Source organism: Helicovermis profundi (assembly GCF_033097505.1).
GTDB classification, from domain to species: domain Bacteria; phylum Bacillota; class Clostridia; order Peptostreptococcales; family Acidaminobacteraceae; genus Helicovermis; species Helicovermis profundi.
Genome location: NZ_AP028654.1, coordinates 183,294 through 197,455, shown reverse-complemented (window position 1 = coordinate 197,455; position 14,162 = coordinate 183,294). Strand labels below are relative to the sequence as shown.

At 26.8% G+C, this 14,162-nt stretch carries 8 protein-coding genes; 4 read left to right on the top strand and 4 right to left on the bottom strand.

Features of this window, described 5'->3' with window-relative positions:
• Nucleotides 1-410: 410 nt before the first annotated feature.
• The 4 genes from AACH12_RS00785 to AACH12_RS00770 all read right to left on the bottom strand — a co-directional run bounded on the left by AACH12_RS00785 (nucleotide 411) and on the right by AACH12_RS00770 (nucleotide 10,129).
• Complete coding sequence (locus AACH12_RS00785) at nucleotides 411-2,180, bottom strand: hypothetical protein (protein ID WP_338536188.1); 1,770 nt, start codon at nucleotides 2,178-2,180, stop codon at nucleotides 411-413.
• A gap of 108 nt (nucleotides 2,181-2,288) precedes the next feature.
• Complete coding sequence (locus AACH12_RS00780) at nucleotides 2,289-3,311, bottom strand: tyrosine-type recombinase/integrase (protein ID WP_338536187.1); 1,023 nt, start codon at nucleotides 3,309-3,311, stop codon at nucleotides 2,289-2,291.
• A gap of 294 nt (nucleotides 3,312-3,605) precedes the next feature.
• Nucleotides 3,606-4,913, bottom strand: coding sequence for an ATP-binding protein (locus AACH12_RS00775; RefSeq protein WP_338536186.1), 1,308 nt, complete (start codon nucleotides 4,911-4,913; stop codon nucleotides 3,606-3,608).
• 194 nt (nucleotides 4,914-5,107) lie between these two features.
• On the bottom strand, nucleotides 5,108-10,129 hold the full coding sequence (locus AACH12_RS00770) for a diguanylate cyclase (RefSeq protein ID WP_338536185.1): 5,022 nt from the start codon (nucleotides 10,127-10,129) through the stop codon (nucleotides 5,108-5,110).
• A gap of 225 nt (nucleotides 10,130-10,354) precedes the next feature.
• On the opposite strand from AACH12_RS00770, the gene AACH12_RS00765 reads away from it, so the two are divergent.
• The 4 genes from AACH12_RS00765 (at nucleotide 10,355) to AACH12_RS00750 (ending at nucleotide 14,090) form a co-directional block, all read left to right on the top strand.
• Nucleotides 10,355-11,119 carry a hypothetical protein gene (locus AACH12_RS00765; protein WP_338536184.1) on the top strand — a complete coding sequence of 255 codons (765 nt, stop codon included), beginning with the start codon at nucleotides 10,355-10,357 and terminating at the stop codon, nucleotides 11,117-11,119.
• 65 nt (nucleotides 11,120-11,184) lie between these two features.
• A complete protein-coding gene (locus AACH12_RS00760; protein ID WP_338536183.1) occupies nucleotides 11,185-12,405 on the top strand; it encodes a sensor histidine kinase in 1,221 nt (406 codons plus the stop codon).
• Entirely contained in the window at nucleotides 12,398-13,096 is a 699-nt protein-coding gene (locus tag AACH12_RS00755; RefSeq protein ID WP_338536182.1) for a response regulator transcription factor, read from the top strand. The genes AACH12_RS00760 and AACH12_RS00755 overlap by 8 nt, the downstream gene beginning before the upstream one ends.
• A 229-nt stretch (nucleotides 13,097-13,325) precedes the next feature.
• The gene (locus AACH12_RS00750) at nucleotides 13,326-14,090 is read left to right on the top strand and encodes a hypothetical protein (RefSeq protein ID WP_338536181.1); all 765 of its coding nucleotides are present in this window, start codon (nucleotides 13,326-13,328) and stop codon (nucleotides 14,088-14,090) included.
• The last annotated feature ends 72 nt before the right edge of the window (nucleotides 14,091-14,162 follow it).

The window sequence follows — 14,162 nt, the reverse complement described above, 5'->3', positions numbered from 1 at the left end:
GAGCATTTGCTCCACTTTCTTAAATGCAAAATGGCGCGTCGTATTTAAAACCTTCAACTCACACCAAAACATCTTTCGCGAACAATTACTCTACTTTCTTAATTACAAAGTGGCGCGTCGCATTTAAAACCTTCAACTCAAATTAGAATATCTTTCGCGAACATTTAATCCACTTTCTTAAATGCAAAATAGCGCGTCGCATCTGAATTATTCTTTACTTCTATATCAATATAAAGCAACTATATTTTTTGATGCATAATCTAATGTAGTTCTTTCCGATAACGTTCCCGCAATTTCCGTCGTATCTCTATCTTTGATTCATTTTATAATTTAAGTTCATATCTGTGTAAATCGTAATCTCTTTATTATCTAGAGATATGAAGGAACTTGCGTGTTATCCGAAGTTCTTTTTATGGTTGACATGTAATGTATACATTAACATTAGAATTTTGACAACTTGAAATTAAAGATGATAATAACCAAAGAATTTGTATTGTTTCATTTTTGGGGTTTCCTATTCCACTCTTTAACGTTGATAGCTCTGATAAAAGAGCACTCTTCGATATAAAATCTACAACTAAATAAATACACTTACTTGTATTAGGAGTTTTACTAGTCATCAAAAAATCGTTGGTTAATTTTGTTAAGTCACCTTTTCTCATACGTTCAATATTAGATTTAACATTATCTTTATTATATTTTTTTTTCCATTTATCTTCCTTACGTACTAGTTCTTGTTTAGTCGTAAATAGATTTCCAATATTTTTTTGAGCTTGAGACACAACATCATGAAAACTTGAAGCTCCTGATGTTAAATTAGAATGCTTACTATGAAAATAATTTATTGATTTTCCAATACTCACACTTATATGATCAGCCCATTCATTTCCTAGGTCATCGCATATAACATAATCGTCATTAACAGTCAATTTTTCTTCAACAAATCCAAAAAGACATTCTGAATCGAATTTTATAGAATCTTTTTTTACTTTCCCTTTTTCAGAAGTTATATCTGATAATTCTGGGTATTCAATAAAAACACTCATGAAGTAATCCAAACTTCCTAGAAGCTGACTATCTTCAAATAACTTCCTATTTTTATATACTATTTCAATATTTTCAAAGCAAATTATATACTCATGTTTTTTATTTAAATAAGACAATAAATTCATTTCCTCGCCATCACTCATTAGCATAATAATATTAGATAGTTTTTTAGAATGAAGTGAAATTGATTTCGTATTAATTTTTAATCTTAATGTCTTATCTAACCCATTCTCTATGTAGTATTCTGTTTTTTCGCCTTTAACAATTTTTTTTATTGATTTTACAGTTTCTAACAAATCAACAAGTCTGTCAAGTGATATAGATCTTTTTTTATTGCCATTTTTGTAATACAACTCATCAATTGCACCATCTGTTTTTAATTCTGAAACGAGCAATAGTATATTACTTGGTTCCAAATTTTTTATACTCTCTTCAAAATTTAATGGTCTTGCAAAATGATCTAAATAATTCTCTTGATTAACAAACAATTTCAATTTAGCAACAATAGTTATAATCCATTCACAAAAGCCATTAAAATTCGATTTTTTGCTTATTTTGTTAATCCGCGAAGTATTTAATGACAAAGTATATCTTTCATTAGCTTCCTTAATACGCATATTATTTATTATTGCTTTTCTTGAACTTAAAGTAGAATAACTATCTTTCAAATTTAATGCTTCTATATTTGTTCGTCTAATAACGTTATCTGATATATCCATATTATTCATAGTTATTTTTTCAAACTTAGTTTCTTCATCTACAAATAATTTTGAAATAACATTATAATCTAAGCCATCAATTTTATTTTTAAATAATTTCTCAAGCCCACTAACATTTTTTTTTGAAATAATAATATAATCATCATATTCTACAATTAGCGTATATGCATACTTTAACTCTCTGTCCCTTACTTTATGTAAAAAAGTTGGTAACTGTTCATACTTAAAAATGCAAATCGAGAAAATAATCTCTTCACCACTAACCATAACTTTTTCCTTAACTTTATTTTCAATATAATTACCTTTCTTATTCTTTGATATTTCTTTAAACGCGTTACTAATTGCTGATTTACTAATTTTTTTAACATAATTATAAAAATAAGCTCCCTCTATCAAAACTAATTTATCAATCATATGATATTCTCCTTTTGTTTAGTAAAAAGTATTTCGGATAACTCCCTACTTCCCGAACTCCCCCTAAGAACACTGTCCAAATAGCGTGCTTCCCGTATGCCCGGAATACTACCCTAAGCGGTCTAAAGGATTAACTATTCCCATCAACGACTTTCTAGACACATGTGTATATATTTCTGTCGTCTTTGTGCTTGAATGTCCTAAGAATTCTTGTATATATCTAATATCTACTCCACTTTCTAAAAGATGTGTTGCAAATGAATGTCTTAGGCTATGAAATGTAGCAGGTTTATTAATTTTAGATTTCTTCGCTGCTGCATTAAAAATTCTCTGAAGTGTTCTTGTACCTATTGGTCCATTCTTCATTTGATTTTCAAATAACCAATTTGTAGGTTTATACTCTTTATAATAATCCCGTAATTGTTCAAGCATCTTTACAGACAATGTTCCTATTCTATCTTTTCTTCCTTTTCCTTGCTTTATGATAACTACCATTCTTTTGCTATCTATATCTGTAACTTTTAAATTAGCAACTTCGCTAACCCTTAATCCACAAGAATATGCAATCATAAGTTGAGTTTTATGTTTTGTATTTTCAGTTACATCAATTATAGATTTTACTTCTGACATACTTAAGACTTTTGGAAGTACTTTTTCCTTTTTGGGTCTAACTATTTTAATTAAATCAATTTCAGAGGCAATATTCGCTTCCCTAAGATATGTTTTTATTGCATTGATTGCTTGATTGCAATATGAATGACTTGATTCTTTAATTTCTAATAGATTAAGCAAATATTTATTAACGCTTTCAATATCTGTTTTATTATTAGAAAATATTAGAAATCTATTTAAATGATTCACATAATTTTTAATTGATTTTGGACTATAGCCTTTTCGTACCATATACTCTCTTAGTTTTTCTTTTCTTTCGTTAATTGATGGAATAATTCCGTTCTCTACTTTTTTATAGTTAAATCTTGAAATTATTTCATCATATTTTTTTATTGGAAAGATCCAAATGTTTTCACTTTCATTATATTTACCACCGCTGATTTGCTTAATTATTTTAAGTAATTCTGCATTATATTGAAAATAAATTTTCACACATTCTTTATCTTTCCAAATATTCATAATTGTTACTCCTACAGGTAATTTTTTTTTAGAATAGTTCCACTACAATTATAATCCAACTATTTAATTGTACCATAATTGTTGTAATAATTTGACCTATGATACAAACTTTTTTATTTTTTTTTACTTTTTTTCCCTCTAATTGATTTTTTATTTTATTTATAGGACTCAAGCCAGCAAATTTATATATTTTCTCACATACCATTTACCAATTCAAAGAATATATGTATAAATTTATAGCAATAAATATAAAAATCCTACATACTTTATTCATAAGCATGTAAGATTTTACAATTATTTTATAACTTCATTTTCTAATATTTCTATTGCCCAAAGAGGTATGTTTAGTATCCAATCTTCTCTTTTATAATCTGTCATTGCAGTTCTTATAGAAATAGAAGGATTAAATTTATCATAATAACTTTTTAAACTTTTAGATTTAAGATTTGTTTCAGCTTTAACTTCAACCGGTATAATTTTTTCACCTGTATCCACTACAAAATCTATTTCAGCACGTCCTCTATTATTAATCCAATAATAAGTTTCTATATGAGAAGAAGTCTTAAACTGCTGTAATACATATTGCTCTGTTAAAGCGCCTTTAAATTCTTTAAATAATTCATTTCCATCTAATAAAACATTCTGATTAAGTCTTACCATACACGATAATAAGCCAACATCTAACGTAAACAATTTAAAGGCTTTTAAATCTTCATAAGCTTTTAACGGTAAATTTGGAGTCGAAACTCGATGTACTTTATGAATAAGTCCATAGTCAATTAACCAAAGCATTGCCATTTCGTATTCTTTAGCTCTTGAACCTTCTTTTATAAGACCATATACAAACTTCTTATTTTCTTTTGTCAATTGGGATGGGATACTATTCCACAACATTCTAATTCTTGGTATCACGTCATTTGGTGCATGTTTAGAAAAACCCTGTTCATATGCCATTAATATTAACTTTTGAATCTCTCTAACTTCATTAAAATTTTTATTTTTTGCAAAATTTGAAACAACTTCTGGCATACCACCAACATAATAATAATATTTTAATAACTCTATATATTCTTGCTTAAAAGTATTCAACAAATCATATTTACTTTGTTGCATAACTTCTACAAATTGCTCTTTTCCCATCGCTCTCATAAATTCACTAAAAGATAAAGGATATAAATCCATAAATTCAACTTTTCCAACTGGAAATGATGTACCTTGATGTAAGGCTACACCAAGCAATGAACCTGCACAAATGATTTGATATTCTGGTGCATTTTCGTTAAAATATTTCAAGGCTGTCAATGCTTTTGAAACTTCTTGTATTTCATCAAAAATTAACAGTGTATTTACTGAATTAATTTTAAAACCACAATATAGTTCAATTCCCATAATAATTCGATCTATATTCATATCTGTTTCAAAGAGTTTTTTCATTTGCAAATTATTATCAAAGTTTATATAAACAGTTTTCTTATAAGCAATTTCACCAAACTTCTTCATAAGCCAAGTTTTTCCGACTTGTCTAGCACCTCTTATAATCATCAGTTTTCTGTTTTCGTTATTCTTCCATTTATATAAATTATTCATAGCATTTCTGTACATTAAATCACCTCTAAGTACATTATACACTTTTTGCAACGTAATCGTGTATATAAAACACATTTTTACGAACGAATATTTGTAATATATTAAAATTCTAGAAAAACATCAAATATTAAGCAAAAAAATCACCTTATATGACGTTATTTTATAATTTTTTTCATTTTAAATTTTTTTGAATTTCTCTTTAGTTAATATCATTCAACTATTTCAACTCGGTTCTTGCCTTTATCTTTACCTAAATACAAGCCGTTATCACATTTTTTCACAACTTCATCTAATGACATTGCAGAATCTCTGTATGAACTTAGGCCAATCGTAATTGTTACTCTAATTTCAATATCTTTATAATTAAAAAAGTGACTACTTATATTTTTCCTTACTTTTTCAGCCACTAAAAAGCCACTATTTAACTTAGTATTAGATAGCATTAATAAAAATTCTTCTCCACCCCATCTAGATAATTCATCCTGTTCTCTAATGCTTTGTTTAATCAAATTAGTGAGTTCTACTAAAACAAAATCACCACAGTCATGACCATAGTTATCATTAACTTTTTTAAAATCATCAATATCTATTAACATTAAAGTAAATTCTGATTCATTGTATTCAAAATCACTTTTTCCTTTCTCTAACTTACTTTGCATACATCTTCTATTATATGCACCTGTTAGTGGATCAGTCATAGCCATAACGCTTAATTGTTTTTGAGTTTTTACTAATTTTTCATTTTTTACTACTAAATTAATATTTACTTTTTCGATTTCTTTTGTTCTTTTTTTCACTTCAAATTCCAGTTCATTATTATAAACTTCTAAATCTCTATACAGTTTTGCATTTTCAATGGATATAACCATTTCAGTAGATAGTAACTTTAATACATCTAATCTTTCCTGACTAAATGCACCTTTTACTAAATTATTTTCAAGATATAATATTGCTACCAATTTTTTATTTCTAACTAGTGGCAATACTAAAATTGATTTTACCCTATTTTTAATAATATATTCATCTTTCATAAAATCATTATCTTCGGCTGCATTAAATATAATAATCGCTTCTAAAGTTATTTTTGCATAATTAATCAATGTCATAGGCACCGTTTTTGAAAGATTTATTTCTTGATCTTTATAAAATGTCACTTTTGTTTGATTAAAATTAGCCTCAGCAAATATGGTAAGCTCATTATCTTCAGCTGTTAAAAAAATTGTTTTTACGGCTCCTGCATTCTCCATTGTAATTTTAAGTATATTTTTAACCAATTCCTCAAAATTAATCTCGCTTGAAATTGTGTGAGAAGATTTTAATATACTAATAATATCTAGCTGATTATTATCAGTAGTCTTTGAAAGGGATCTGTTATCTAAGTCTTTCGTACGATTTTTTTCTCTTATTTCAATAAGATTAGAATATTTTTCATTCATATCATTGATTTTTGCATTTGCACCCCAGTAACTATATAGCCTAATGGATTCATTAAAATACCCTAATGCTGCTACATTCATATTATTTTTAATTAATAGATTGCAGGCAAGCTCATTAGCTAAGGCTTGATCCCTATACCATAAATTTTCTTTAGCGAATTCTATAGCTTGGTTATATTTGTTTAAACTCATTTTCAAATTATTCTTTTGATCTAATTGTAGCCCTTCCATAATAGTATATAAATGCAAATAGTTATCAGCATTTACCTCAGACCACATTTTCATTTTTTTCATATATGGTTTAATACTCAAACCTAGTTTCGCATTTATTAATGCTTTAAGCATAGTGAATCGTACTGTATATTGAAGACCCATTATACTTTGAATATCCGCTTCTGTTTTAAGAATATATTCATTAGCTTTTGAGAATTCACCATATAAATAATATATTTCTGCCTTTCTTAAATTGTATACTGTAATCCCAGTCTTAAACTCTCTTTCAAACATACCAGCAACACATTTTTTTTCATCAAATCCATTTATATTTAAACTAAATTTATCATCTGTAAGACCTCTAAAATTCATGCATTGACCATAAATAATACTTAGTCCATCCAAAAGATCTTGATATTTTGCTTTTTTGACAATCTCACGTTGTTTATTTTTTTCAATAGAAAGTTCTTCTAAAGTAATTGTTGGATCCCAAATATATAGGCTTAATGCAATATGAGACATATACATATAATCACCAGTATTATAGCCTATCTCAATGCCTTTTTTATATAAGGAATTTAACTTTATAGGATGTGTTGTCCAAGGTAAAATAAATGTAGCATAACCGTGATATATTCTACACTCTTTTTTAATATCACGATAAACTTCATTTAAATCCATAGCCAATTTTCCAAGCTCTGCACCTTTTTCATACTTACCAAATACAGAACACAAAAGCATACCATATAAAGCAAAAATGAAAGGTGACTCTTCAAAGTTTCCATACTTTACTGTTAAATCGACTAGATGTAATCCAATCCATGCAAATGTATTTGTTCTACCCATAATATAATATATTGGCAATATATTTGACCATAGTTTAATTTCTAATTTCACATGTTCATTAGTTATTTCGGGCTTGTTATAAAGGTCATCAATAGATAAACCTTTAAGCCTATAATTCAATTTTATATATTTTTCAAATATCATAAGTTTTGATACATTTTTCGGTACTTTAACATCAAGTAATTTTAAACCTTTAATACCTGCTACAATTGATTCTTCCATTTTACCAATCGTGATATATTGAGATACTTTTTGAATATATGCTTCAACTTTTTCGAAATTAGTCTTTGTATGGGATAAAACTTCACTCATAGTAGCGTCAGCGATTTCATGTTCATTTACTAAATAAGCTACTGAAGCGTATTCCATCATAAAAAGTTTAACAATCGTATATTCGTTCATCCATTGCTGTTTTTTGATAAAAATGCTGAATTGGTGCAAAATATTATATGCACTTTTATAAGCTGAAGTTTTTCTATATATAAGCGCAACTTCATAAGCTAATTTCAAAACAAATACTATATCTGAGTTATCGTGAATTAAATCTATTGATTTAAGATAATGACTTATAAGCTTTCTCTTATTTTCATTTGTTAAACTATTTCTGTAATAATTTTTAAGAGTATTGGCAATTATAAAATGATTATTTTTTTGTGCTCTTTTATCAACAAGATTATAAGATGCTTGTTGTAGTCTATCGTGCATAAAAATAAATCCGATTGCTATATCAACTTTAGATTGTGATTCTAATAATAACCTATAAGAATTATCTACTGGTCTTATAAGGTCTTCTTTTATTAAAAATAATAATATTTTTACAAGATTTTCATGACTTACTTCAAGACACTCTATAAGTTCTGAAAATAAGAATCTGCTACCTAAACTAGCGGCTACTTGTAATGCATTTTGAGTAATTGGATTATATGTGCTTATACGGTTAAGTACTAGATCAACAACATTATCAGAAACATACATTGCTTCAATATTATTAAGATTCCAAGACCATTTCTTTAACTTTTGATCAAAATATAAATCGTTATTTGAATATATATTTCTAATAAACTCATTTATAAAAAATGGATTCCCTCTTGTTTTTAAAAATATAAGTTCAACTAATTCATTAATATGCTCTAAATTTTTACCAAGAATTCCTTCTAAAAGTTCTAATATAGCGTGTTTTTTAAGTGGCTCCAATAAAATTTTACGTATATTTTTTAATGATTTAATCTCATTTATAAAACGAACTAATTCAGGATTATCATTTAATTCATTATCTCTATAAGAAACAATAAGATAAGTATGCGAAATAATTTTATTAGTAATTATTTCTTTTATTAGCTCTAAAGTATTGCTATCACACCACTGTAAATTATCTAAAAATATCACAATAGGTTTAGTTTTATTGCTTACTACTCTTAGTAGTTCAAAATAGGTTTCTTTAAATCTATTTTTTTCTTCATTGTATCCAAGTTCTACAACTGGTTCTTGTGGTCCAATAATACGTTCGAATGCTGGTATCATATCAATTATTAATTGTCCATTAGACCCAAGAGCATTTAAAAACTTTTCCTTCCAATATTGAATTTCTTCCTCAGATTCAGTAAAAATAAGATCTAAAAAATTCTCAAAAGCTTTAATAAGTACCGTATATGGAACATCTGTTTTATATTGATCTGCTTTGGCTGAAATCAAATAATAATTATAATCAAGAGTATTTCTTATTACTTCATATACTAAAGTAGATTTTCCGATTCCCGGTTTTCCAGTGACTAAACAAATCTCACTTTGATCTTTAATTGATTTTCTTAAACCGCTACCTATTTCACTTAATTCATTTTCTCTACCATATAATTTATCAGGTATTATTAATCGACTAATATAATCATTTTGTCCTAACACAAATGTATCTGTATTCTTATCATTTTGTTTTATTTCAAACGTTTCAATGTCGGACAATATGCCAAAAACACTTTGATATCTATCTTCTTTATCTTTTGCTATAAGTTTTTTTATAATTGCAAGCATATATTTTGGCATATCAATTGATTCATTAAGTTCCTTTAAGTTATTTGCTAAATGAAGATGTATAAAAGCTAATTTATCCGAAGAATAAAATGGTAGCATACCTGTTAACACTTTGTAGGCTGTAATCCCAAAAGAGTAATAATCCGTTCTATAGTCAACATCTCTATTAATTCTTCCTGTTTGTTCAGGTGACAAATATTCAATTGTTCCTTCTATATTCTTAATTTCTTCATGTCTAATATGCTCATTTTTTATAAGAGAAGCAATACCAAAATCTATTATTCTAACTTTTCTATCTGTATTACTAACAATAATATTTGACGGATTAATATCTTTATGAATAATTCCATTTTCATGTATTTTACCAATGATTAAAAGAATTTGTTTAAGAATATCTAACTTTTCATCATATTCAAGCGTATTCTCATCTAAATATTGTTCAAGAGAAACACTGTCTACAGCTTCTAAAAATAAATACTGATGTCCATTGGACTTTAAAAAACCATACGCTTTAATAACACCATCTATATCATTTAATTCTTTTAAAATTGAGTATTCAAAAGCCAGATTACAATTTGCAGTTTTACAGTGGAATTCATCCACTACAGATTTGATAATAACCTGTTGATGGTCTTGCTCACGATTTGCTATATATATATTAGAGTTGCCCTCATATATTAGTTCAAAATTTGTATAACCATTCAGCTTCAAGTAATCATCTCCCTTTTAAATACTTTAATAACTTCCTTAAATTATATCATTATATTTAAATGAATAAAAACTTAATCTTGAAAACAATCATATGAAATTATACCCCAAAAGTTAATAAACAGTTAATACTCAATTAATTTGAGTTTTACATCTTTGTTCTATACTTGATTCATAGTCAGGGAAAACAAAAGAATCCCTTAACAATTGTAATCCAAGGAGGATAAAATGAATAAATTAACTGCTTTATACGAAGTAATGAAAAATGTGAAAAAAATGAAAGGTGCTGATGATTTTAAAGTATCAATTGATGCTGAAGTTAAATTTGCAGAAGATATTATTGCCACATTAGAAGCTTACAAAGAAGTATCTAAAGGAAAACATAATAAAAAAGCAACAATTAAATTTGGAGATGAATTTGTTGAATTTGAAAATTCGACTAGCGTAAATAGTAGCTTTGAACTTAATCATGAAAATCATCACAAAGGAATGCACCACGGAATATTTAGTCATGGTATGAAACAAGGAATGTGTAATCATGGTATGAATTATAGTGAAATGAAAGGTCATAGTAATAAGTATATTAGTAAGTTCGATCGAGGAATGATGATGATAAAACTACTCGACAAAATCAATTTTAAAGAAACTGAAGATAATAGAAAAATTTTATCACTTGAACTAAAAACTACTGATTTACCTGAAAAATTACAAGCACATATGAAAGACCATTTAGCTTATAAACACGAACATTTAGCTATGATGAAAGAACATGGCTGTGAGGCTCACCACGAAAAAATGACTAAATTTTTAAAGACTAGTGGTCTTGATCAAATAGATACAAAGACTGTAATGCCTGAAAAAGTAAATCTTATTGTTGAAATAAACGAAAATAACCAAGCTGATCTTGTTAAAGTAAATGCATTAGTTAAGTCCAAATTAAATTCTGGTAAGGAAAAGAAGATCACTATTAGTATTTCTGCAAAAATGTTATAATTAAGCAATTGATTTGTTAGGGAAGCTTATATGCTTCCCTTTAAACATTAAGGTAGGAGAATAAGATGAAAAAAATAAAAGAGAATATAAAAATGCTTATGAATAAACTAAAATCAATTAAAGAAATATTTCATTTTTCTATTGTTATGCATATGAAAAAACACGTAGATAAACTTGAATGCAAAACTGGTGATTGCAATAGAAATCTACATATGAGAAAAAAATATGCTAGGTATCATAGGTTTTTTCTAATTTCACCTATGTTTGTTTTAGTAAGTTTAATTATAATAATACTTGCTAATGGCGGATTAATTTCTGAAAGGGCATATCCATATATTTTTTTATTTTTAGCTTTTATAATAGTTAAAGAAATAGTGAGCGTTAGTATTTCAAGACGAATCTATAATCAAATTCTTAGACCGATCGAAGATTTAAAAAAAGGATTTTATGACGTATCAAATGGTAATTATGGCGTTCAAATTAAACAAGGTCATGCGCCAGAAATTAGAGAACTTATAAATGCATTTAATGATATGAGCAAAGAATTAGAATCAGCGGAAATAGAAAAACAAAAATATGAAGAAAATAGAAAATTACTTATTACAAATATATCTCATGATTTAAAGACTCCTATTACATCAATTAATGGATTTGTAGATGGTATATTAGATGGTGTTGCTAATACTGAGGAAAAAAAAGATGCATATATAAAAGTGATACAGCAAAATGCAAGGTATATGAATAGATTAATTGATGACTTACTACTATATTCAAAATTAGATCTACAAAAATTGCCTTTCACTTGGCAGAGTATTTCAATTTCTGATTATATAAGAGAAATATTTAATGAATTACTCCTTGAAAATGAAGAAAATGGTGTAATCATGAAATTAACTGATGACTTATCTAAAAAAATCATATTAACAATTGATCCAAAACAATTAACAAGGGCAATTCGTAATATAGTAAATAATGCAATTACCTATAATAACAAAGATCAATTAGAAATAAATTTTATACTTGCCAAAGAAGATAAATCAATTGTTATAAAAATTAAAGACAATGGACCAGGCATGAATCAAGAATTAGTTAAAAGAGTATTTGAACAATTCTACCGAGGAGATAATGCAAGAACAATGGATTCGGGCAGTAGTGGACTTGGACTTGCAATAACCAAGGAAATTATAGTTAATCATAAAGGAACAATAGAGCTAATTAGTGAGCTTGGTAGAGGCACAACAATGATAATTAGATTACCATTAATTAAGGAGGCATCTATTGAATAAAACTCAAATTTTAATTATTGAAGACGATGTAAATATTGCTAGACTAGAAATAGATTATCTTGAAATTGAAGGTATGAATATTACTCATGAAGTAGATGGCATGAAAGGATTAGAACTCGCAAAACAGAAATCATTTGATTTAATTATTATCGACTTAATGCTTCCTAGTGTTGATGGATTTGAAATTCTTAAAGAAATAAGAGAAAAATTTGATATTCCTATGATTATGATATCGGCTAGATCTGAAGACATTGATAAAATTCGCGCTTTAGGACTTGGCGCAGATGATTATATTACCAAACCATTTAGTCCAAGTGAAATGGTAGCTAGGGTTAAATCTCATTTGAAAAGATATAAAAGACTTTCTGATAAACAACATGTTCTTGATGAAATAGCTATTGCAAATATGTTAATCCATACTAAATCTCACCGAGTTTATGTTGATAATAAAGAAATAACATTAACTACAAAAGAATTCGAGCTATTACTTTTTATGGCAACAAATATTGATATAATATTTAGCAGAAATCAACTTTTCGAAAAAATATGGGGTATGGATAATTACGGTGACATTGGAACTGTTGCAGTTCATATTCAAAAATTAAGAAAAAAAATTGAAAAAGATCCTACAAATCCAGTTTTTATCGAAACTGTATGGGGCGCTGGATACAGAATGAACAAACGCCACTAATAAATAAAAAAGTTCCATATAATTACGCTTTATTTTTCATATAAAGTTCTTTTCACGGTATTTTTCTTTTTATATATAGCAATACTTTGCAACTAACTTTTAATATACTTTTTTCTAAATTAAATCAAGAACTGTAATTTTTTTCTTGTATTCTTTGATTAATTGTGGTAATATTTTACTGAAACAACTTGTTATTTATTAGACAAATAATTTTTAAAGGAGCAAAAAAATGTTAAGTATTGGTTTTATTTTCAAAAATTCATGGGAAATACTTAAAAAAAATAGTTTTTTCTATTTAAGTTTTTCAGTATTAGCTTTATTATTAGGAGGAATATACTCTTTATTTTTTGTTGGTAATTTTAACCAGCTTTATAAATTATATAGCTTGTTAGTATTACATAAATATATTCCGCAAACTAATCATTCGCTAAGTGTTATTATCATTACGTCCATTGCGGTTCTAATGTATTTTATATTATCAATTATGTTAATTCAAGGAACAGTCAAAATTTTAGATGGGCAGACTATAACAAAAGACAATATTAAACCCTTATTCTCATCTTCTTTAAAGGTATGTATACCATTTATAATAGTTTCTCTTATTTGCAGTTTATTAACAACTATAGGATTAATTTTATTAATCATACCTGGTATAATAATTTCTATAGCATTATTTTTATCAACTTATTATGTTGCTACTAGAGATAAGGGGATTATTGAGTCCCTTAAACTTAGCTATGAAAAAACAAAAGGTGAAAAAATGAGTCTAATTATTCCATTTCTTTCTATAAGTTTTGTACTGATGGTTCCATACTGGATTTTTAAATTTTCATTAACACATTTTAACATAGGTCTTATATTACTATCTTTATCTATATACCTTTTCAGCATTTTATATACTAATATTTGCAGTATTAATTTACAATATTTTATTGCAAATAAAGAAGATAAACGTGAAGAAATCAATAATTTTGTCCCTAAAGAACTTATTTAATAAGCATATTTTTTAAAATTAATAACTTTTAAAAACTAAAAAAAATCGTAAGCATATCACATATATGCCTAC

Bases quoted from the DNA above. Each gene is read 5' to 3' on its own strand.
- AACH12_RS00785 (WP_338536188.1), bottom strand. From the start codon at position 2,180: ATGATTGATAAATTAGTTTTGATAGAGGGAGCTTATTTTTATAATTAT.
- AACH12_RS00780 (WP_338536187.1), bottom strand. From the start codon at position 3,311: ATGAATATTTGGAAAGATAAAGAATGTGTGAAAATTTATTTTCAATAT.
- AACH12_RS00775 (WP_338536186.1), bottom strand. From the start codon at position 4,913: ATGTACAGAAATGCTATGAATAATTTATATAAATGGAAGAATAACGAA.
- AACH12_RS00765 (WP_338536184.1), top strand. From the start codon at position 10,355: ATGAATAAATTAACTGCTTTATACGAAGTAATGAAAAATGTGAAAAAA.
- AACH12_RS00760 (WP_338536183.1), top strand. From the start codon at position 11,185: ATGAAAAAAATAAAAGAGAATATAAAAATGCTTATGAATAAACTAAAA.
- AACH12_RS00750 (WP_338536181.1), top strand. From the start codon at position 13,326: ATGTTAAGTATTGGTTTTATTTTCAAAAATTCATGGGAAATACTTAAA.